Annotated in this window: 26 protein-coding genes and 2 tRNA genes; 7 read left to right on the top strand and 21 right to left on the bottom strand. The window is 65.6% G+C overall.

Annotation, left to right across the window (positions count from 1 at the left end):
• Positions 1-265 precede the first annotated feature (265 nt).
• Positions 266-338 (top strand) — tRNA-Arg (locus ACWC21_RS00270).
• 181 nt (positions 339-519) lie between these two features.
• Here the strand turns inward: ACWC21_RS00270 and ACWC21_RS00265 are convergent.
• From ACWC21_RS00265 to ACWC21_RS00215, 11 genes are all read right to left on the bottom strand, one after another.
• Positions 520-1920, bottom strand: coding sequence for a tyrosine-type recombinase/integrase (locus ACWC21_RS00265; RefSeq protein ID WP_450876474.1), 1401 nt, complete (start codon positions 1918-1920; stop codon positions 520-522).
• On the bottom strand, positions 1920-2120 hold the full coding sequence (locus ACWC21_RS00260; RefSeq protein WP_450876472.1) for a helix-turn-helix transcriptional regulator: 201 nt from the start codon (positions 2118-2120) through the stop codon (positions 1920-1922). Before ACWC21_RS00260 ends, ACWC21_RS00265 begins: the two co-directional genes overlap by 1 nt.
• Positions 2117-3484, bottom strand: a complete 1368-nt coding sequence (repSA, locus tag ACWC21_RS00255; RefSeq protein WP_450876470.1) for a replication initiator protein RepSA — start codon at positions 3482-3484, stop codon at positions 2117-2119. The genes ACWC21_RS00260 and repSA overlap by 4 nt, the downstream gene beginning before the upstream one ends.
• A 127-nt stretch (positions 3485-3611) precedes the next feature.
• Positions 3612-3929 (bottom strand): SpdD-like protein, encoded by a 318-nt coding sequence (locus ACWC21_RS00250; protein ID WP_450876468.1) that lies wholly within the window; start codon positions 3927-3929, stop codon positions 3612-3614.
• A gap of 24 nt (positions 3930-3953) precedes the next feature.
• Positions 3954-4109 (bottom strand): hypothetical protein, encoded by a 156-nt coding sequence (locus ACWC21_RS00245; RefSeq protein ID WP_450876466.1) that lies wholly within the window; start codon positions 4107-4109, stop codon positions 3954-3956.
• 12 nt (positions 4110-4121) lie between these two features.
• A complete protein-coding gene (locus tag ACWC21_RS00240) occupies positions 4122-4313 on the bottom strand; it encodes a mobile element transfer protein (RefSeq protein ID WP_397658911.1) in 192 nt (63 codons plus the stop codon).
• 20 nt (positions 4314-4333) lie between these two features.
• Positions 4334-5020 (bottom strand): DUF2637 domain-containing protein, encoded by a 687-nt coding sequence (locus tag ACWC21_RS00235; protein ID WP_450876464.1) that lies wholly within the window; start codon positions 5018-5020, stop codon positions 4334-4336.
• A complete protein-coding gene (locus ACWC21_RS00230; RefSeq protein ID WP_450876462.1) occupies positions 5020-5223 on the bottom strand; it encodes a hypothetical protein in 204 nt (67 codons plus the stop codon). Before ACWC21_RS00230 ends, ACWC21_RS00235 begins: the two co-directional genes overlap by 1 nt.
• A gap of 81 nt (positions 5224-5304) precedes the next feature.
• Positions 5305-6660: an FtsK/SpoIIIE domain-containing protein gene (locus ACWC21_RS00225; RefSeq protein ID WP_450876460.1), complete on the bottom strand. Its 1356-nt coding sequence runs from the start codon at positions 6658-6660 to the stop codon at positions 5305-5307.
• 2 nt (positions 6661-6662) lie between these two features.
• A complete protein-coding gene (locus ACWC21_RS00220) occupies positions 6663-7019 on the bottom strand; it encodes an SCO3933 family regulatory protein (protein WP_450876458.1) in 357 nt (118 codons plus the stop codon).
• 138 nt (positions 7020-7157) lie between these two features.
• Positions 7158-7937 (bottom strand): GntR family transcriptional regulator, encoded by a 780-nt coding sequence (locus ACWC21_RS00215; RefSeq protein ID WP_450876456.1) that lies wholly within the window; start codon positions 7935-7937, stop codon positions 7158-7160.
• Positions 7938-7955: 18 nt separating this feature from the next.
• Between ACWC21_RS00215 and ACWC21_RS00210 the strand changes: the two genes are divergently transcribed.
• The 3 genes from ACWC21_RS00210 (at position 7956) to ACWC21_RS00200 (ending at position 10964) form a co-directional block, all read left to right on the top strand.
• Entirely contained in the window at positions 7956-8420 is a 465-nt protein-coding gene (locus tag ACWC21_RS00210) for an NUDIX hydrolase (protein WP_450876454.1), read from the top strand.
• A 314-nt stretch (positions 8421-8734) separates the two neighbouring features.
• Positions 8735-10102: an AAA family ATPase gene (locus ACWC21_RS00205; protein ID WP_450876452.1), complete on the top strand. Its 1368-nt coding sequence runs from the start codon at positions 8735-8737 to the stop codon at positions 10100-10102.
• Positions 10103-10112: 10 nt separating this feature from the next.
• On the top strand, positions 10113-10964 hold the full coding sequence (locus ACWC21_RS00200) for a hypothetical protein (RefSeq protein ID WP_450876450.1): 852 nt from the start codon (positions 10113-10115) through the stop codon (positions 10962-10964).
• A gap of 133 nt (positions 10965-11097) precedes the next feature.
• Here ACWC21_RS00200 and ACWC21_RS00195 read toward each other — a convergent pair whose 3' ends face one another.
• The 7 genes from ACWC21_RS00195 to ACWC21_RS00165 form a co-directional block, all read right to left on the bottom strand.
• On the bottom strand, positions 11098-11709 hold the full coding sequence (locus ACWC21_RS00195; RefSeq protein ID WP_450876448.1) for a hypothetical protein: 612 nt from the start codon (positions 11707-11709) through the stop codon (positions 11098-11100).
• Positions 11710-11743: 34 nt separating this feature from the next.
• Positions 11744-12214, bottom strand: a complete 471-nt coding sequence (locus ACWC21_RS00190; RefSeq protein WP_450876446.1) for a hypothetical protein — start codon at positions 12212-12214, stop codon at positions 11744-11746.
• A gap of 564 nt (positions 12215-12778) precedes the next feature.
• Positions 12779-13108: a hypothetical protein gene (locus ACWC21_RS00185; protein WP_450876444.1), complete on the bottom strand. Its 330-nt coding sequence runs from the start codon at positions 13106-13108 to the stop codon at positions 12779-12781.
• Between the two features lie 1386 nt (positions 13109-14494).
• Positions 14495-14794, bottom strand: a complete 300-nt coding sequence (locus ACWC21_RS00180; protein ID WP_450876442.1) for a hypothetical protein — start codon at positions 14792-14794, stop codon at positions 14495-14497.
• The gene (locus ACWC21_RS00175) at positions 14791-15522 is read right to left on the bottom strand and encodes a GntR family transcriptional regulator (protein WP_450877001.1); all 732 of its coding nucleotides are present in this window, start codon (positions 15520-15522) and stop codon (positions 14791-14793) included. Before ACWC21_RS00175 ends, ACWC21_RS00180 begins: the two co-directional genes overlap by 4 nt.
• 8 nt (positions 15523-15530) lie before the next feature.
• Complete coding sequence (locus tag ACWC21_RS00170; protein WP_397658898.1) at positions 15531-15755, bottom strand: hypothetical protein; 225 nt, start codon at positions 15753-15755, stop codon at positions 15531-15533.
• A gap of 523 nt (positions 15756-16278) precedes the next feature.
• Positions 16279-16557 carry a hypothetical protein gene (locus ACWC21_RS00165; protein ID WP_450876999.1) on the bottom strand — a complete coding sequence of 93 codons (279 nt, stop codon included), beginning with the start codon at positions 16555-16557 and terminating at the stop codon, positions 16279-16281.
• Between the two features lie 78 nt (positions 16558-16635).
• Between ACWC21_RS00165 and ACWC21_RS00160 the strand changes: the two genes are divergently transcribed.
• Positions 16636-17391, top strand: coding sequence for a GntR family transcriptional regulator (locus ACWC21_RS00160; RefSeq protein WP_450876440.1), 756 nt, complete (start codon positions 16636-16638; stop codon positions 17389-17391).
• Here the strand turns inward: ACWC21_RS00160 and ACWC21_RS00155 are convergent.
• Positions 17381-17773, bottom strand: coding sequence for a DUF5958 family protein (locus ACWC21_RS00155; RefSeq protein ID WP_450876438.1), 393 nt, complete (start codon positions 17771-17773; stop codon positions 17381-17383). The genes ACWC21_RS00160 and ACWC21_RS00155 overlap by 11 nt on opposite strands.
• 212 nt (positions 17774-17985) lie before the next feature.
• On the opposite strand from ACWC21_RS00155, the gene ACWC21_RS00150 reads away from it, so the two are divergent.
• Positions 17986-18057, top strand: a tRNA-Arg gene (locus ACWC21_RS00150).
• A 519-nt stretch (positions 18058-18576) separates the two neighbouring features.
• On the opposite strand, the gene ACWC21_RS00145 is transcribed toward ACWC21_RS00150, so the two are convergent.
• A complete protein-coding gene (locus ACWC21_RS00145) occupies positions 18577-19203 on the bottom strand; it encodes a glyoxalase (protein WP_450876436.1) in 627 nt (208 codons plus the stop codon).
• A 52-nt stretch (positions 19204-19255) separates the two neighbouring features.
• The gene (locus tag ACWC21_RS00140) at positions 19256-19849 is read right to left on the bottom strand and encodes a TetR/AcrR family transcriptional regulator (protein ID WP_450876434.1); all 594 of its coding nucleotides are present in this window, start codon (positions 19847-19849) and stop codon (positions 19256-19258) included.
• A 107-nt stretch (positions 19850-19956) separates the two neighbouring features.
• Here ACWC21_RS00140 and ACWC21_RS00135 point away from each other — a divergent pair, with 107 nt between their 5' ends.
• Entirely contained in the window at positions 19957-20409 is a 453-nt protein-coding gene (locus tag ACWC21_RS00135) for an iron chaperone (protein WP_450876432.1), read from the top strand.
• Positions 20410-20576: the final 167 nt, after the last annotated feature.

Here is a 20576-nt window from a genome sequence, read left to right as displayed (position 1 = left end):
GCGAAGAATGCCCAATTTCGGGGTAATTCTGAAGCATATAGATATGTCTGCGCGCCGAGGGGACAGAACGGACGCAAGGGATGACTGGGACGGAGGCACAGGCCAGGCATAACGAGTGCACAACACCAGGCGCCGTCGGACGCCAAAATCGGTGCACGATTCGTACCTGCCTGCGATTATCAGGACCGCTTCACCGAACCTCCACATCGAGCCACGGAGGCGAAGCAACCGGGACAAGGATCCGGGAGCCCTATCCTTGTCCCCGGCCCCCGTAGCTCAGTGGATAGAGCAGGCGCCTTCTAAGCGCTTGGCCGCAGGTTCGAGTCCTGCCGGGGGCGCCCCTGCACCGCCCTCCTTCGGGAGGGCGTTTTTGCTGGTCAGGACGGGTAGCACGGGCTACGACGAAACCCCGGACGCCCTCCTGATGATCAAGGGCAGACTCCGGGGCTGTACGGCTGTCACCGGGTTTTCGCGGGTGGCCGTGTCGAATACGTGTCGAAGTTCTCGACCGGTCGAAGATCAGCCAACGTCCGGCACGTCTGGCTCCGGGAGATCGCCCGCGGCCTCCAGTCGCCGTTTAAGGTCCGGAAGCTGCCCGTCGATACATCGGGCGTAGGTGGCCAGGAGGACGGCGACGCTGTTCCCGGCCCACTCGGCCACCTGGGCGGGCGGGATGCCGTCGTTGAGCCACTTCGTCAGGCGCGTGTTCCGGTTGTCGTACACGCGCCGCCCAGTGGGCGACTCGAAGACGTGCGGGGGCAGCACGGCCTTACGCGCGCTGCGCCACGCCCGGCGGATGACTGATCCGGCGAGGATGCCGCCGGTCTCCCCTTGGAAGAGCAGATCACCCGGCTGGAGCTGTTCGTCGGCGATGTGCTGCCGCAGGATGCGTGTCAGGGCCGGATGTCCCGGGACCGTGCGTGTCTCGCCTTCAGCACGGCCCTTCAGGTCGCGCTGCTCGTGGATCTCCCCCGTGTCGGTCCACTGCTTTCCGACCTCCGGGGTCGCCGTGTGGATCAGCAGCTCGCACCACTGGTCGTCGGCATCGGGCTCGGGCAGGGTCACGTCCTCCACGCGCATGGCTACGGATTCCTCGGGGCGTGGACCGCAGTAGTACAGCGTGGCGAAGAAGGCGTGGAGCCGCTTCCCGCCGCGCGGCCGGCGCCGGATCCAGTCGAGGATCACCGCCGCCTGCTCGGGGTTCAGCAAGGAGCGCTTGTCCACGGCGTTCGTGGTCTTCGTGGCGGCCGTCGACTCCTTGCCCTTAGGCAGGGGGTTGGTCCGCAGGATGCGCCGCCGGATCGCGTACTTCATGGCGACGTTGAGGATCCGACGGTTGCGCTTCCGGGACCAGGCCGCCGCTTGCTTGCCGTCGAGGCGGGTGTCGATTGCTTGGAGGATCTGGTCGACCTTCTCCGGGTCCTCCCAGGCCGAGACGGGCAGGGAGTTCCGCTCGACCCACTTGAGGATGGCCACCACGTCCCGAGGCGCGTCCGGTCGCCGGTTGGTGTTGAACGCCCACTCACGCAGAGCGGTACGTACGGACGCAGGTGCGAACTGGGTGGGCTTGGCCCGCAACAGCGCGATGGTGGTCGCGGTCAGGGTCTTGGCGATGTTCTTGCGGCTGTTGCCGCCGAGCTGAGGCCAACGGGCATCCACGTACTCGACGGCGAACTTGTACCAGCTCATGGCAGCCGACTTGGAACGGTGGGACACCGGAAGACCGGTGGCGACGACAAAGGCCTCGCCCTTGCCTGTAGCTCGGATGAGTTCGGAGCGGAAGCCTTCGGCGAGCGCCACCGTGTTGAAGGGCTCACGCCAGCGCTTGCCCGCGACCACCCAACGCACGGTGTAAGTGGTCTTACGGGCGCCCTTGTAGGCGAGGATCTTGTAGATCTTCACGTCATACGTCGTCTCCATCAGGCGGCGTCCTCGCGGTCGTCGAGCCAGTGATCGAGGTCGCTCCGCCGGATCCGGAGGTCGCCGTTCGGGAGCTTGATGCAGCGCGGCGCACGGCGCTTGGCCCGCCAGTCGTAGAAGGTCGAGCGCGAGATGGCCAGTTCCTCGCAGACCTCCGCGAGGGTGAGCATGGTGCGTCGTGAGCCGATGGCCGTGGTCATTCCGTGCTCCCTTCGTTCCGGAGGGCGTCACGGGCGGTCTCGCGGTTGGTCTGGAGGTCGCGGGCGATGGTCGCGGCGAGGGCGGCTTCACCCGGTGTGTGGCCGTGGCCGGCGTACTGCCAGTCCGCCAGGACGAGGACGGTGTCCGGCTCGCGGTCGTCGAGGCCGAGGGCGGAGGCTTCCTGGGATGCGCGGTAGTCGGCGCGTTCCTTGCGGAGGGCGCCGAGGGTCGTGGAGTAGGTGCGCGACTTGGACGAGAAGTGTCCGCGGAAGCCGAGCATGTGTGCCCAGGCCCAGAGGCGCCGGTCCGGGTAAAGGCTGTCCAGGTCGCGGCACGCGGTGATGAGTCGGCGGGTGTGGTCGGGGACCTGGTGGCGGTCGAGTTCGGCGAGTTCGCCGATGCGGCGGTCCAGGGTGCCGGTGTTCTCGGCGGCCTTGGTGGCGTATTTGGCCACGTACGAGGCGACGGCCTGTTCGGTGATGTCGGAGCCGTCACCGAAGGCCTTCACAGGCCGGACGTCGAGTTGGGTGCCCCAGCGGAAGGTACGGGCGGGTTGGCCCTCGGCGGCCGGCACCGACACCGAGGTGTAGGAGTGCGCAGCGGCGGCGTCTATCGCGTCCGTGAGGAGGTCGACCGTGGCCCAGGCGGGCGGGGGCGTCCCGGGTCCCTCCGGGCCGTCGAGGCGTACGACGGCGTGGAAGTGCAGTGCGCCGCGCTTCTGGAATTCGGCGACCTTGCCGTACGAGACGCGAAGGTGGTCGGCGAGTTCCCGGCGGGGCAGGCCGGCGCGGGCGGCGAGTTCGCGGCGGAGTCGGGTGGTGAAGCGTTGCCAGAGTTGTCCGGCGTGGTTGTTGAACAGCACGGCGCCCGCGTAGTCGTAGGTGTTCGGGTCGAGGGCGGTGCCCAGCTCCGGGGCGTCGGGCGCGTGCGGGGTGCCGCAGCGGCAGGAGCCATGGTCGGGGCGGTTGTGGACCGGGCCGAAGGAGGGCGCGGTGAGGGTGGCGAAGACACGGGGGTGCTCGCGGACGGTGGCGGGGATGTCGCGGCGATGGTCACCGGCCAGGCCCGCGCGGATGAGGTGGTAGGTGTCGCCCGCGTACGTCCAGGCGCAGGACGGGCAGCGGGAGGCGCGGCGGTTGCCGCAGGCGAGGCGGAGGCGCCCGCCCGGCTCGTTCTCGGTGGAGTAGTGGTGCAGGGTCTCGCCGCTGGTCTTGTCCTTGTGGAGGACCCAGCCGGTGAGGTGGATCGGGTCGGAGCAGCCACCGGTGCGGCGGATCTGGTCCTCCCAGCGGGCGTAGTCGGAGGCCGAAGCCACCCGGAGCACGTCCCCGAGGGTGATCGGGTCAAGCAATGTGTCGGGCATGGGCGCACTCGGTGTTGCGGGTGAGGCGCGGTGGGCCATGCTGGGTGTTCCTTCCGGTTGCGAGATCGGACAGGGACGGCGCCCGGGCGGCGGATGCTTGGCGGTATCGAGGCCGCCCGGGGGCCGGTCAGCGGCGCTTGGCGTCGGAGGTGAGCAGAGAGCGCAGGACGACCGCGCAGACGGCGACCGAGACGCCGGTGATGGCGACCGCCAGGAGCAGCGAGACCAGCACGGCGCCGAGGACCAGGACGACGGCCGTGCCGCCCCCGACGAGGGCGAGCGTGGTGCCGGGGGTGAGCTGGACCGTGGGCCGGGACGGCGTCGGAGTCGTCGGGGCGGCCGACGGGGTCTCCACGTGTGGGATGACGGTGGTCGGCTCGACGACGGCGGACGGAGCACTGAGGCCCGTCGGCGTGGGCATGGTGGGGATCTTCGGGCGGAACATCGTTGGTCTCCTCTCGCGGGCGGGCTACTTGACGAGGGCGTTGATGGCCGGCGCAAGGACGCTGTCGGCGAGGAGAAAGCCGCCGAGCAGCAGTACGGCGATGAGCCAGGCGGGCGGGCGGATGAGCTTGACTCCGAGGTATCCGACGAGGAGCAGCGCCAGCCAGAGCGGCACCTGCATGGGGGTGGCCTCCTAACGGATGCGGCAGCGATGAGTACGGGCAGCGAGCTGGGCGGCGGACTGACTGGAGTAGTCGGAGGACCAACCGCAGCCCTCAGAGGTGCACACGGCGGCGTGCTTGGTCTGGCCGTTACGGTCGCGGTGCGTGCCGATCTGCACAGGGCCGATCCGGAGGACGGAGTGGAAGTTGTCGCGAGCGGGCATCGCGGGTGTCTCCTTCCTGATCAGGTGAGGTGGGCGGCGATGGCGTCGGCGAGGTGGGGCGGGACGCCGAGGCGGGAGCGCAAGGTGTCGGTGTCGATCGGGGCACCGGTGCGGGTGCGGTACTCGTCGGCGACCTTGCGGGCGTGGTCGACCAGTACGGCGGGGACCGGAGGGGCAGGTTCCTGGGCGGGAGCCTGGTCCGGAGAGGCGGGGGGCTCGCCAGGCTCGGTCACGGCTTCCGTGACTGAAGCGCGTTCGGCGACCGGGACCCGTTGCTCGGCCGGAGGCACGGCCTCCTCCGCGTCCGCGACAGGTGCCGACGGGACTGGCCCCGGCTCCGTAGCCGACGAGTGCGCGAGGAGCGTGCCGCCGAGGAAGGCGAGTGCCGGCCAGCCAGCGATGCCGAGGCGGAGGAGAGCGGGCGGGTCGGCCAGGTCGAGGAACCCTGCAGTGGCGACGTTGGCGCCGAGCGAGGCGAACAGCGCGACGACGAACCAGCACCAGGCCAGCCGTGACGGACCCTCACTCCGCAAGCGCCGCCAGGCGGCGACCAGGAGCAGGTCGACACTGACCGGGTAGGCCCACGCCTTCCAGCCGTCCTGTCCGGCAGCAGCGGCCAAGTCGTGCAGGTGAGCGAAGGACAGGGCCCCGGCGATGACGGCCTGAACCAGCACCGCGTCGACACGGAGGCCGTGACGGGAACCCATCAGGAGTCACCGGGGTAGGCCGGGCCGCCGTCGGGGTCGTAGCCTTCCGGGAACATGCCGGACGGCGGCTCGGGCAGCGAGACGGCAAGGGACGGGCTGACGGCTTCCACGAAGTCGAGGTCAGCGCCGGCCATGTCGGCGTACAGGGCGAGTTGACCGAGCAGGAGCACGGTCCGGGCGAAGTCCTCGCAGTTCGGGCACATGACGGGTTCTCCCTTCTTTGGGCATGGCAGGGGTAGGGACTTGACGCGAGGACGGTCGCGCCGACCGGGGGATGCAAGAGATCAGGCGGTGGCTGGGGAAGGCTGGGCCGACGGCAAGGCGGCATCGGCGGGACCAGAGAGGGCGGGCCGGAACGGAGCCAGCTCGGGCAGGTCCGGCGTCCGGTCAGCGTGCCGGTTGCAGATGTTCACGGCCTGTCGCAGCGAAGTGTGCGGAGCGCGGATGCGGTGCCACCCTCCGGAGGAGTCGCCCGCGATGGCGAGCCCCCGCATCTCGGCCGGGATCTGGATGGCGGCGAGGACGGCGTCCGGGGCGATGTCGCCGAACGCCATGTTGGCGGATGTCTCGTCGTTGACGCGGTGGGCGGTACGGCCGGTGAGCTGGGCACGGAGCATGGTGATGCCCTTGCCGAGTTCGGAGCCGAAGCGCTGCCCGCAGATTTCGAGGTAGATGCCGGCCGCACGGCCGAGCTGGGCGAGGCGGACCAGGGCGGTGATGATGCGGTCCCGGCGTTTCTCCTCCTCCTTGTTGGCGTACAGGGCGAGTTCGGCGACCTCGTCGACCAGGACCACGACCGGAGTCGGGCGCAGATCGGCCGGGAGGTCCCAGATGTCGGCGGCGATCTCCGCGTCCGGCACGTCGGCGGCGATCCGCTGCTGAGCCCGGATGAGCTGATAGTTGCGCTCCATCCGGACCACGAGTGCATCGAGCACTTCGGCGGCGGTGTCGGGATCGTCGGCCAGCGCGGAGAACCGGCGGGCCATCGGGAAGAGTTCAACTCCCTGCTTGCAGTCGATGCCGACGAGGGCGACGTCCATCGGCGCGAGCCCAGCGAACAGGTTGCGCTGGTAGACGGACTTGCCGGACTCCGTGGCCCCGAGGGTGAGGGCGTGGGGTATCGCCCGGTAGTCGCGGTAGTGCACCGAGCCGTCCTGCCGCAGGGCGACCGGCACCCGCATCGGCCGGGTGTCGGTCTCGGCCGGCATCTGCACGCGCTTGAGCACGTCGTAGCCGGTCATGCGCACCTCTACGACACCGGAGCGCAGCTCCCGCGAGGTCACGCCGTACATCGAGAACGAGTGCCGCAGCCGGTCCGAGGCGGCGGCGATGTCGAAGGCGTCCTGTCCGGGGCGGAGCTTGAGCCGCAGGACCAGGCCAGTACGGGTCGGCCGCAGCCGCAGGATGCGCGGGGGACGGGACTCCGGTATCGGCCGGTTGGTGGCACGGGCGAGGGCGAGCCGCCACCGCGCCGGCGGAACGGTCAGGCCGCACGCGTCCATGACCGAGCCGTACCGGACCAGGACCCGCACCACGGCCAGCGTGACCCCGAAGGTCAACCAGTACCAGGCGGGGCGCCGCCACCGCAGGAGACTAACGGCGACGGCGACCAGCACCAGGGCGACCGCAAAGCCGGTCATGCTCAGGCCGCCTTGGGCCCTGCGGCGGTGTCGGCGAGCGAGGTGACCGCGACCGCGCGGAACGCGATGCCGTGCCGCTTCTGGCCGTTGAAGTCGTTCTCCCACGGCCGGGCGATCAGACCGGTGAGCGCGACCGGCGTGCCCATGGACAGGTCGCCGGTAATCCCGGGCTCCGGGACGGTGATGGACAGAATCTCCACCTCCTCGTTCGCCGCGAACATCACGTCGACCGTCATCAGCTTCACCCCGGTCTCGGCGTCGGTGGCGATCTCGCCAGTACGGCGGTCACGAACCTTGACCTGCGGGGACTTGGCGACCATCACGACCGCACCGGAGGTGTCAACGGGGATCTGACGCACAGAGATCACTCCTCTATAGATGCTGAACTCCGCCACTCATGTACATGAGTGACAGCAAGAAGAGTGCCTCACTCCTATACATGAGTCAACCCGCCACGAAGAAGAACTCGCGACGGGCTGCGGGAAGTTGAGCGGGCGTCAGTCGGCGGCAGGGATCCGGTACTCGAAAACGAACTGGTCAGCGGCCATGAGCGTGTCGCACACCTCGACCACGAGACCCGCGGTCGTACGAGCTTCCCGGACCAGGTGAACCACCGGCGCACCCGGGGTCAGCGCCAGCTCCGAAGCTTCCGCCTTCGAGGCCGGCCGCGCCTGCAACGTCTCGACGAACTCCGCGAACTCATGCCCGTGGTCCTCGAGTCGGGCGTAGATACCCCCGCCGCCGGGGTTCTCGGAGAACAGCTCCGGGATCTCCTTCACGACGTCCCAGGGCAGGTACGAGGTCGCGGTCTCGACCGGGGTGCCGTTACGGAAGTAGAGGCGCCGGCGAGCCAGCACCTGCGAGCCGACCGGGACACCCAGTCGCCGGGCGGCATCCTCGGGCGCCTCCATGGGCCCGATGTAGAGAACGCTGACCTTGGCAGTCGCACCGGACTGCGCGGACTCCGCAAGGTAGGCCGCCTGCCCGCCCTGCCGGAGCGAGCGCCGGAAGCGATCGGAGGAACGGTGCCGCACGGGAGGCCGGTTCTTCACGATCGAGCCCTTGCCGTGCCGGGTCTCGACCAGCCCACTCGCCCGCACCTCGACCATGGCCTTGCGGATCGTCCCGCCGGACACGCCATAGCGCTCCACCAGCTCAGACTCACTCGGCACCATGTCGCCAGGCTTGAGAACCCCCGCCCGGATCTGCTGCACGATCTCGTCCGCGATCTGCACGTACCGAGGCCCGGACCCGCCCCCTCCTGCCGCAGTTCCCATAGTCCTTCTCTGCCTCCTATGCTCCTCTACATGAGTCAACCACAGGAAGCGACCCCGTCTCCCCTGCACTCCGTGTCCGTGGCCGGAGTGGTGGTGCGCGAGGATGGCCGCCTCCTGGCGATCCGCCGAGCCGACAACGGCACCTGGGAACTCCCCGGCGGCATCCTCGAACTCACCGAGACCCCCGAGGCCGGCGTAGCCCGCGAGGTCCTGGAGGAGACAGGCATCCACGTCGAGGTAGACGAACTCACCGGCGTCTACAAGAACCTGACCCGCGGCATCGTCGCCCTGGTCTTCCGCTGCAAGCCCTCCGGCGGCACCGAACGCACCTCCAGCGAGTCCACGGCCGTCTCCTGGCTCACGCCCGACGAGGTCACCGAGCGCATGTCCGAGGTCTTCGCAGTCCGACTCTTGGACGCCTTGGACGGCAACGGTCCCCACGTACGCAGCCACGACGGCAAGCGCCTCATCCCAGCGGGATAAAACCTTCTCTCCTTCATCAAGTGCGGCTCGCTCCGCTCCCCGCGCGCGGCCCGGCCCCCGGCCGGGCCTGCGCTCCTGTCTCCGCCCCGCTCCAGCCCGGCCGCCGCCCGTGCCGCGCTGAGGCAATCAGTCGCCTGATGCCAGAGAAGGGGTACGTCGTGGCTGGGGACGGTCGGCTCCACGGCTTTAGCCACCGCCCTGGACGACGACGGCCCGAAGATCTCACCAACCAATCGGCGATAACCACCTCCCGCATGATGTAGCTCGTCTAGGATGAACGTCACCTTTCTGCTAAGTCGAGCGAGAGCGGGCCGATGACGGTTACACGGCAACTGACAGGCGTCCAGGTACGCGGCCTACTCGGACGCTTCGACCACGAAATCATTTTTCCAGAATCGGATGAATTCATTATCTTGCATGGCCCGAACGGGGTAGGAAAGACCATGCTTCTAGAGCTCATCCAGTCCCTGTCTGGAAATCTTCGAATTCCCAGTATTCACCGAACACCTTTCAGTGACGTTCGGTTGACATATTCGGACGGAACGCAGTTCGAAGTCTCAAAGGCGCTTCAAGAAACCCTACCTCTGGGGGAAGAGCTTGAGAAGCAGATACAACGATTGATTTTCCGCTTGCGGCTCCCAGATGGACAAGAGGTCACGTCTACAGCTGGATTCGATAGCGAAGAACTAGCTTCTCCACGATTCCGTGACTGGGCCTCTCGGGTTTTGGATTTGGAACCCGTCGGTCCTGATACATGGCTCACCTCGGCCGGCTACACCATTTCTTCGCTTGAGCTGGTTCACAAGTACTCCGAACGACTTCCTACAAGAGCACTGCGCACAGGCGGAGGGAAAGTAGACTCTCGAATTCTCGGATTCCTCAGCGAGAATGAAGTCCATCTCATTGAGACACAGCGGCTTTTGACTCTGAATGACCCCGATCCCAGCGAATACCGACGAGGCACTACACGAACGCCTTCGGTAAGTAAAGTGGAAGCCTTTGCACTAGATTTGACTAGACGGCTAGCCGAAGCCTTGGCCGAGAATTCGCGCACATCCCAAGAACTCGACAGGACATATCCTCGGCGAGTACTGCAAGCACACACTGAATATCCGAGCGAGGAGGAGATTCGAGAGCGCTACTCAGAACAGAACGAACTTCGCAAATCACTATCCGCCATCTCACTACTCGATGAAAATGTCGGTCGGATTGAAATTCCCAAAAAGATGGAGCCTTGGCAGAGGAATGTTCTATGGACCTATCTAGAAGATACGGAGAAAAAGCTTTCTACCTTCAGTGAAATTCTCGCAAAGGTCAGCCTTCTGCAAGAGATTGTGAATACACGGTTTCTCTACAAACGGCTTGAAATCGACCGCCGTCGAGGGCTGCGTCTAGTGAGCGAGGAAGGAACTGAACTTGGACTGTCCATGCTCTCGTCTGGCGAGCAGCACGAGCTGGTTCTCCTCTACGATCTCCTCTTTAATGTACAACCGGGCGCCCTCGTACTAATTGACGAGCCCGAGATCTCTCTCCATGTTTCCTGGCAGAAGAGATTCATCGAGGACTTGCAGCGAATCGCGCGTCTCGTCAAGTTTAGGTCTGTCGTCGCAACTCACTCTCCCCAGATTGCAGGAAAGTGGATCAGCCGTATGGTTTCGCTAGGGCCTGAGGCTGCGGACTAGGGAGTTCACTTTGTTTTCTGAGCTCACTGGCGCAGAGCTTTATGCAGAAATGATCATGCAGCGGACCAACGACGCACGAAATTTCCTCGTAGTTGAAGGGGACGGCGATATCGCCGTGATCGATAGGCATCTCGCCCAAGATCGATTCACAGTGATTCCTGCCAACGGGAAGAAGACCGCACATGAAGCCCTTGCATTGGTATTTGCCGATGGCTTTTCGGGAGTCTACTCCATTCTGGACCGGGACTGGCTTGGGATGATTCCCGGAGAACTTGAGGACCCCCGTATCGTACATACGGATAAGTATGATTTAGATTCGAGTATATTCTTCCTGCCGGACATCTACGTTTCGGTGGCGAGCAGCTATTGCGTAAAGGGCGGTTATCGTGTTGGCCAACCCACATGTTCGGAAGATGACATTCGCGAGACCTGTGTAAGATTGGCATTTCCCATTGGGGTCCTACGCTTCATTTCAGAGAGAGACAGACTTGAGCTAAGGATGCGGGATTTCCCGCTGCATGAGGTTGTCGACAGACCCACCCTGACGGTCGACATTGACCTCCTTATTTCAACAGCAATAGGTCGTTCAAAGAGGGCTTCAGCAGACCCGCAAGATGTTAAAAGTGCTCTTCAAGCCGAGATAAGCCGTATCAGCGACCAGGCTGAATATTGCTCGGGGCACGACATCGCGCGAGCATTTTCTGTCCTGATCAAAGAACGTTGGTCAACAACAATGTCGGCCGACACCGTTGAGCGAAGCGCAAGGGCAGCAGTAGGCCAGGAAAAGTTCAAATTGCTGTCCATTTATTCAGATGCTGCGCAATGGTTTTCGGGTGACCCTCGAATGATTTGGGTTTGCTGAAACGCGCTCATTTCTCGGCGCAGGGCGCGCAGCTTCAAGTGCGCACTCTTCTCTAAGTTGACGTCAGACCAGCGTAGTCAAGGAGCCCTGATCATGACGAGCCGGGTACTCGCGCGGCGGTCGCGAGGAACCGCTATGTATCTTCACTGTCCTCAGATGTGTGCTCTGTGATGATGCCAAGATCAGATGCCTGGTCTTTTATCTGCTGAGGTATGGATGAATCCAGCGTGAACGCAGCTTCATGCATTTCAGCTTTCAGTTCCCGCGCCCTTGGATTCGGGCGCCTGGATGAACTCGCACGCCACCAGTGATCAATCGCAGTGCCGGTCGGTTCCAAAATCCAGTACGCTGCAAATCGGCCGCCGTGTGATTTGCTGCCGGCAGGAGTGAGTTTAGCGTCGCCAGGCTGTATTACCCACCCTGGCGGCAGGACACAGACGAGCACAACCACGCCCCCGCGCGGCATCTCTTGCCATCTTATGATATGGTCGCCATTTTTAAGGTCACCGGTTTGAATTACCCTGCAAGCGTAGTTACCGGGGATCGACGCGCAAACGGCACCGCCGGCCATCTTCTCTTGCCTGCGTGCACAGACTTCAGCCATCCAGTCAATCCGGAGAGACTCGGTAGCGTTGGCTTTTGGGTGCCAGTCGTGAACAACAGCTTTCCACTTCTTTGCATTTATGCTTATGTCTAGCACGACCAGATTCAGGAGAGCCGGTGATGAAATTGCTGGAGCGGACACAGCTGGGCTCCTTCCATTAATTCCGTTGGCTCCGCTAGAAGATGTTACGACCCGAACGATATGAGAGGAGGTCGCCAGTTAGCGACTTTCGCAGCGCTTGGATTTTCTCATCCATTTTCTTGGTCGCGGCTCCTGACTTGGCATCTTTGCCGTCACCCTTCCCCCCTGCTTGGCCATCAAGCGATTCATCTATCGCTTCAATGAGTGCCTGAAGCGAACGTTGGCTTCCGCGCGACAGGTACAGTCCGCCGCCGTTGCTGTAGTACCAATCCGCTACATCGCGCCTGAGTTGCCTAATGCTAGGGTCGGTTGGGTCATCATCTCTGTGTGAAAAGTCCATAATGGTTGGCCACAGAGCCTTGTACGCGTTATCGCGTCGATCCCGCAGGTCTTCATCTATCTTGCGGCGAGAGTCTAGGTAATTCTTCCACCCGGCGCCGAGGAGAGCAGTAACCGCCCCCACAGCGGCCGATATAGCAGTCGATGCAAGACTCAGATCAGCCATGTGAGACCTGGCCCCTCACGAAAGAGCAAGCAGCTACCTAAGTGCCCTAACTCATTCCATTGTCCCTCGACGGTCGCCCACCTGCATCTCGGCTTCCGCACTGACCGGACGGACTGAGGGGCTCGGGGAGGCCATGGGAGTTTCGAATCTGGCGCGTAAGCACCACCAGGCCCGTACCGCTGATGTTCCTCAAGTCCGAGCCATGGCGGTGGTCCAACGGGCTGGCTCCTGGGCATCCTTTGCCCGCAGCTTCCCAAGCTGAGGGCTCAGGCACCATCAGCACGTTCCGACCGTCGTAGCTTGCTCTGGTCGACGGTATTGACAGCGTGGTGGAGGCCGATGGTGGTACAGCGAGGCATACGCGCGCCTTGTCTGTGGGAGCCCCCGCCGTCGTGGCTGACTGTCGTCGGCTGAGGTCCGTGCCACAACCGTGCCAGAAGCAGGGGTCAGCTACGGTCAACACCGGTGCCCCGCGGTCGAGTAGCCGCTCGCTTCCTCGGCCGCCGAAGTCGCAGCTCAGCCCGCAGATCACCCAGCCGCTCTCCTAAAGCGGTGCTTTCCGCCTCAAAGCGAGGCTGTGAAGCCGGCGGACTGGTCGAGGTGAAACGCGGAGCCCGGAGCCGTCGGAGTCCAACCCTCACCCAGGGCAACCCACACAGCCGCGGCAACACCCGACGGCAGTAGAGGCTCTGCCTTGCGACCGATCCAGTTACTCGGATGCGGCTGGTCGGTGGTGACCACGAGCGTCGTCCCTGGAGTGTCCGCATGCTCGACCGCGAACGTGCACGGCGACCAGGCTAGGCCCTGGATGTACGTCGGCCTGCCTCGCAGCCGCCAGCGGTAGGCCGTGCCGTCTACAACGATCTGTCGTGATCCCTTGCGGACCAGTGCCATGCCTCTCCCTTCAACAGCGAAGACGCTAGCGAGCTCGGCCCCGCCGTCCGTCTCAGTTTCCGTCTCATTCGGCGCCGTTCACGGCCGTTCAGATGGGACCGGAGGCCATAGCCGCCCGGACGACCGGCCGCCCATGAACGCAGGTGAACGGCCCCGTCCAAAGCTCCCGTGACCACCAACACAGTTGGAAAGCGTGCGTCTGCGCGCTGCTCGGTGCGCGGCCGGCGCTGGCAGGTCTCTCCTTGGCCATCGACGAAGCCCGATCGTTGGTTAGGTCCCGGGTCGTGCCCGGGCCACCCCCAACAGAGCCGGGGATGCAGCTGCTCTACAGAGTTGGACACCTCGGAAGCCGACCGCGCGTCTGAGACCCTAGCCATGGGCACTGACAATGCGCCTCGCGAGCAGAGCCATACACGCCATGCGCCCGCACCACAAGCGCACCAGATCGGGCGGGGAACAGCGGGGAACCACGGTGAAAGCAGTCTGGCCCGGCAAAGCCTCACCGTGAACGTTCGCGCAGGTCAGCGCCCGAACCGGCCGCAAATGCCCGCAGCTTCCCAAGCTGAGGGTTCAGGCACTGTTGTCATGGGGCCGACCATCGTGGTTTGTATGGTCAGTTGACTGCGTCGATTCATTGACCTGCACGACACTGAGCGTGGTGAGCCGCAGCCGCAGCCGGGGGGGCGTCAATGAGTGTTTTGAACACTTCGATCACGGCAGTAGTCGCACTGCTTGGCGTGGTTCTGGGGGGGCTGGTTATCGATTCGGAATCAAGATCGCTTGTGGCGACGTGATCACGCGCGTCAGTGGCGAGACATTCGCCTTGCAGCCTACAAAGAATTCACGGCCGCCTACCGGCAGTATGTGGCGTTCGTACTGGACCCCTCTGCCAACATCGCTGCCGTCCCGAACCCGCGGTTCCCTGGCGAGCTGATGCCTATCTTTGACCAAATCGGGCGGCCTTACAAGGAACGACTTGAGGCAGCCTCCACGGCTGTTCGCCTTGTATGTGAATCATCCGATACATTGCGCGCAACGAACAATATCGTTTGGAGTGTTCGACAGATCGCCACCACGCGTGCAACGCGATCCGAAGACGCCCTGCCCTCCGAGACGTTCACAGCATTGTGGTCGGTTCAGCAAGCATTCTTGCTCGCAGCCCGACGAGAATTAGGCCTTGCTGAAATACAGTTGCCCGGTGAGGAGATCGGATGGCCATCCCTCCGTCAGAGCTAGTAGCGCAGACAGGGTCGAAGACTTCGGCAGCGTGGCCGAGGTCAGTGGGGGTGAACGCAACAGTGGAGAGAAGCCCAATTCCTAGTCAGGACTTCTCTCCCTGTGAGTGCTGGCGGGAGGGCTACCCCCGGCACTGCCGTCCGTCCCCATTCAGGGGCGGTGACGTTCGCTCGCCGCCAAGAGGTGACCGCGGCTGATCGCTACGCGGAGTACGTCCCGGAGAGATCCGGTCAGCTTGGCCGCCAGGAGGTGCACGCCCTCGGGAGCAGAGTCTTCGCTGAGGGTTTCGGAAACCTGGTCCAGCAGTTCGGCTGCCATTCCCAGTTGCACCGCCTCCATGTTGTCTGCCAGGCGGGACATGTAGCCGCCCTTGTCGTCGGTGTTCAGGTAGCAGGGCTTGCCGTCTGGCCCCGACCACGGGAGGAGCCGCAGTTCGTTCGGTGCAGTCATCCTTGCGTCTGCCTCTCATCGGTCACGTGGTGGGTGGCGAAGACCGCGTCGATGCGATCTCCCGGGAATGCCAGAAGCGCGGCCTCGACGACTCGCCCGGTGGTGTCGGTAGCGACGCGGGTGATCGCGAGGACTGGCGCAGCAGAGCCCAGCCGGAGGGCCGATGCCTCATCCGGTGTCGGTGCGCGGGCACATACCGTCTCCCAGACAGCTGCTGGCGGCGAGCTCAGGACAGCGAATCGCGTGGCCGTCTCCTGCCATGAGGAGTCGTCGCTCAGCACTCCGGCCGGTGCCAGGTCGCGCGGGATGTAGATGCGGGCCAGACCGTGCGGTGACTCTCCCTCGTGGCTGATCACGAAGAACTCGGCGAGAGGGCTGCCTGTCGGCACCTTCAGCAAGGTCGTCAGATGCCGGTCAGCCTGCACCGTGGTGGTGCGGACAGTGACGCGCAGGCCCGCTTCAGCGGCGGTCCGTGGATCCAGCGTCCCCCACCCACCGATGTACACGATCTTGCGGAGTGGACGGCGGACGAAGTTGCCTTTGCCTTGGATCTTCTCGACGAGACCTTCGCCCTGGAGGACTGCGAGGGCTCTTCTCAGGGTCACCGTACTGACCTCGTATCGGTCGGCGAGGACGGCCTCAGACGGCAGGCGTTCGCCGGGTTTGATGCGGCCGGTCGTGATCTGCTGCCGCAGATCCTCGGTGATGTCGTGATGTCGTGACGGCATGAACCGGATCACCGCCTTCTCATCATCCGAACGGCGGCGAGCCGGGTACGCGCGTGTATGGTCAGCAGCTCGCCCGACTCGAAGAGGAGCTGCTTGGCCCCCTGCGGGAGTTGGAAGAGGTCGCTCACCCGGCATGCCTTGCCGCCGAGTTGGATGACGTCGCCACGCTGCACGGTGGCCGCGGTGATCTCGACGTTGGACGCCAGCGCGCCGCCGAGTGCCCAGGCGCTCACTGCTCCACCTCCGCGGGCGTGAAGTGGTGGGGCGTCGAGTGACATGGGCAGGCGCACGTCTCGTACACGACCGGCAGGTCGATCGGTGCGGAGACCGGCGAGGACTCCGTGCAGGCAAGGTGCGTGCCGATACGGCAGACAGTCGACCGGTAGGGGACGGGCGAGACATCGGCGATGTGGGGCTGTTGGCGAGGAGGCATCAGCGGACCCCCGCGAGGCACGACCAGGTTTCAGTGGACAGGTGGGAAGCGACCACCACCGCGCGCGGTCGTGCTCGTTCCTCCCAAGCCAGCACGTATGGGCGGACGAGTGCGTTGTCCTCCCCTGCGAGCGGATGTCGGTGGTTCGCGGTGACGGAAGCCCAGTCCAGGACGACCGTTTGCGCGTCAGCGCACTTGCGGAACGCAGAGACGGCCGGCGGCCTGGAAGGCCTTAAGGGGCGGCGGTGCCTGCCCTTGGCGGTATACCGCGCTCTGGTGAGTGAGACTGCACGGCGGATACGGTTGAGCACGCTGGTCAGCTCCTATCGCTGATAGCTCGGTCCCCCGACATCGCCCGTCGTGGGGACCGCTTTGCGTACGACCGCCCAGAGGGTGCGGCCGTTCAGGCTGGTGGCGAGGAGCCCGAACCGATCGGCTTCCGCCACCACTTCCAGGACCTCCCGCCATGACTCGGCGGAGAGGGAGTCAGGCACCTCTGCTTCGACCGACGTGCACCGGTCGTGCTCCTCCACGCGCGCGGGCAGCCCGACGGCTGATAACCGGGCAGCGATGGCCGCCGCGCTAACTCCCGAAGCGGGCACAGGGCAGCCTCCGTCACTGGCGATCACTTTCAGTGAAGCTAGTTAACTAGATTAGAGCTAGTGGACTAGATTTTCCATATGCCTGAGCAGCCGCCCTACCTCCGCGTCGCCGACGAACTCCGGCGGCGGATCACGGAGCACGTATGGGAGCCGGGAGACCGCCTGCCGTCCCGCTCTCAGATCGGCCAGGAGTACGGCGTGGGCGAGAACGTGGTCCGCCGGGCTCAGGAGCTGCTGATCTCCCAGGGTGTGCTGGAGGGGCGCGCCGGGTCGGGCACCTACGTGGCCGAGCCCCGGCAGCGGGTGCGCGTCGTACGTTCATCCGCGCGCGAGCGGCCCGACGGGTCGCCGTTCCGGGCGGACATGAAGGCGTTGGGCAGGCAAGGCGATTGGGAGAGCCGGACCGAGGCGAAGGTGCCGGCTCCCGCGGACATCGCGGCGCGGCTCGGCATCGCCGAGGGCGACCTGTGCGTCCGGACAGGGTACGAATTCCTGGCGGACGGAAGGCCCGTGCAGCTGTCCACGAGCTGGGAGCCGTACGACCTCACCGCTGGCACTCTCGTCGTCCTCCCCGAGGGAGGGCCGCACGCAGGGGCGGGCGTCGTGAACCGCATGGCCGCGATCGGCGTCACCGTCAGCCACGCCGTGGAGCAGCCCGAGCCGAGGCAGGCGACCGCCGAGGAGGCGTCGCTACTGGGCGTCCAAAAGGCAGCGCTCGTCACGCACATCCGGCGGACGTACTACAGCGACCAGGGGCGGCCCGTGGAGACGGCGGACATCGTGGTGCCCGCCGCTCACTGCGAGATCGTCTACGAGATCCCGGTCAACCGCTAGCAGACCTATCTGCGTCCAGCGGCAGATCCGGCAGGTTGTGCCACGCGTGACTGCACCCTTCGGCACAGTACAGCGTCCGCCTGCGGGTATCGGCGATGCTGAAGAGGGCAACGAGAAGGCGAAATGACTTCGTGAGTTCACAACCCGGAAGCTGGGCCATCCCGAAGCGCCACTTCGTAAGCATCACGGCCGGCGTGTGAGTGGGGCGAATGCCGGAACGTGCGATGCTCTCCGGCACGTCGTCCTCGCGAGCGCGGGCCTGTCCGCAGAACAGGACTAGCGTGTGCAAGACCTTGCGCCTGTCATCCTCCGAGAGGCCCTCGAACCACTCAACGCCCTCGGCCGTCGGCCTGAGCCCCTGCGCGAGTTCGTTCAAGATCACTTCGTGTGCGTACAGCACAGGCTTCCACCCCCATGGTTCGGGCTGACGGTACGCTCACGACCGCTCGGGAGCAGCTCAGTTCTACGTCTCCTGATGGCGCGACCAGCTGACGAGGCGGTAAGGGGCTTGGCGTCGGGCGGTAGCGGGACCTGTCGAATGCGTGTCGAAGCCGCCGTACGTACAAACTCAGCGTCCGAGAACGGCCAGGTCAGGCCCGCCCATCCGGTGGTCAGCTCAAGCGCCTTCTAAGCGCTTGGCCGCAGGTTCGAGTCCTGCCGGGGGCGCCCCTGCACCGCCCTCCTTCGGGAGGGCGTTTTTGCTGGTCAGGCTGAGTGCAGCCACGAGCAGAAGAGCGCCGGACCGTTCCCCGGTGCTCGCGGGAAGGTCCGGCGCTGTCCGGCTGCCACCGGGTGGTCTGCGGGGGGCTGCGGTGAATACGCGGAGAAGTTCTCCGGGGGCCGTCAGCCGGTCTCGGGCAGGTCGGGGAGGTCTCCGCGAGCCAAAATCAGCTGTTTGAGGTCACCGAGCCGCCCCGAGATGCATCGGGCGTAGATCGCCGTAGTACGGGGACGCTGTTGCCCGCCCACTCGGCTACCTGCGCCGGCGGGATGCCGTCGTTGAGTGAGTTGGCCAGGCAGGTGTGCCGGAGGTCGTACACCCGCCTGCCGAGCGGCGAGGCGAATCCCTGCGGAGATGGCACTTCGGCGCGAGCGGTCCGCCGCGCTCGGGCGGATGACGGATCCGGCGGGGATGCCGCCCGACTCCCCCTGGAAGTGGAGATCGCCCGGCTGGAGCCGGTCGGTTCAGCGTGCGTCTGCCGCTACGGCGGCTTCCCAGGTGAATCCGTCCGGGTCGGTGAGGTCTCCGGTGGTGCTGCCGCCGATGACGAGGCGGTGCGATCCGGTGCCGGCGGGGGCGACGCCCAGCTCCTTGGCGAGGGCGTGGCGCCGGTACAGGGCCAGTTTGACGGGGCCCGGCCCGGAAGCGAACTCGGCGTACATGCGACCGAAGCTCTTCGTCACGGTCAGGCCGTGGTCGACGTAGAACCGCTTGCTCTCGGCCATGTCGGCGACTCCGAGCAGCAGTACGAGCTCGTCGATCCGGCCGGTGGCCGGGCCGGTGTTCTTCTTCGCCGAGGTCGCGATCTTCCAGATCGTCCCGTCCGGCGCCTGGACGACGCCGCCGTAGCCCCACAGGGACTTCGCCGGACGCTTGAGCGGCGTGGCGCCGGCATCGAGGGCGGCGTCAGCCAGGCGGTCGACGTCGGCGGGCTGGGACACCGTGAGCGCCAGTGTGTAGCCGCGGAAGCCGGTGGTGGGTGCCTCGGAGGCCCGCAGGTGGAACCGGCCGTGCAGACCGAAGGCCGTGTAGAAGCGTTCGGCGGCCTCGACGTCGGCCACCTCGAGGGTCAGGGATGCGATGGATGCCATGCCCTCACGCTAGGGACGGTGCGGCGGTCGGCGCTTCTCGAATCCTGACCGGTCACGTGCCGGTTTTTCCGTAGGCGGCCATGAACATGTCCAGCAAGCCGTCGATCGCGGTCTCGTCGATGGGGCGGATCGACAGCAGACCGCGGTAGTACAAGGTGCCGCACAGCACCTCGGCGGCGAATTCCAGGTTCGCGTCCGCGACCAGCTCACCGGTCCGCTGGGCACGGGTGATCCGGTCGAGGGTGCTCCGCTCGACGGTGGCGAGGAAGCGCTCGTGCAGCCTCGCCCGCAGCGCGGAATCGGCTTGGGCCTCGGCGATGACGGCGCGATAGATGGGGCCGATCGGCGGTTGGGAGAGGGCCGAGCTGGAACGGATGAACTGTTCGCGCAGATCCCCGCGGATGTCCCCGGTGTCGCGGTAGTCCAGGTCGCTGGTCCACACATGGTTGAGCGCGTCGAGCAGCAGCGCCGCCTTGGACGGCCAGCGCCGGTAGATCGTGTGTTTTCCGACCCCTGCCCGTCGGCTGACCGCCTCGATGCTCAGGCCCGCATAGCCGGACTCCGCGGCCAGATCGAGGGTCGCCCGCAGCAGCTCCTCGGTGCGGGCGGCGCCTCGGCGCCGCGGCGCGGCGGGAGTGTTGGACATGCTCCCAGCATATCGGCACGCCGCGTGCCGTTGACATGGCCGAGGGTTTCGCGCAGGATTCCGTCTCGATCGGCACGATCCGTGCCGATAAGCAGGAGGGGGTAACCATGGGCAACACCGAAAGCGGCAGGCACGAGGGCTTCTCGGCCGAGGAGCGGGCCGCGATGAAGGACCACGCGCAGGAGCTCAAGAAGGCCGCGCGGCGCGCCACGGCTGCGGAGAAAGCGGCGGAGGCGGAGCGGGACGTGCTTGCGAAGATCGCCGAAATGCAGGACTCGGACCGTGTCATGGCCGAACGCGTCCATGCCGTCGTCACGGCCAACGCGCCGGCCCTCGCACCGAAGCTCTGGTACGGGATGCCCTCCTACGCGTTGAACGGCAAGGTGGTCTGCTTCTTCCAGAGCGCGGAGAAGTTCAAGGCGCGGTACGCGACGCTCGGGTTCAGCGACCAGGCGAAGCTGGACGACGGCACGATGTGGGCGGCCGGCTTCGCGCTGACCGAGGTGACACCTGAGGCGGAGGAGCGGATCGCCGCACTCGTGAAGCAGGCGGTGAGCTGAGCCGCAGGGACGTGCGGTACGCGTGCTCTCGGGTCGGCGACACGCAAACGACGGAAGCCTCAGGTCTCGATCTGAGGCTTCGTCCGAAGAGCGGATGACGGGAATCGAACCTGCGCCATGAGCTTGGGAAGCTGGGGTGTCGCAGGTTCGAATCCCGCCGGGGGCAC

The sequence above is a fragment of the Streptomyces sp. NPDC001348 genome (genome assembly GCF_053597535.1).
Note: the sequence above shows the minus strand (reverse complement) of the source record. Positions and strands in the feature narration are given on the sequence as shown.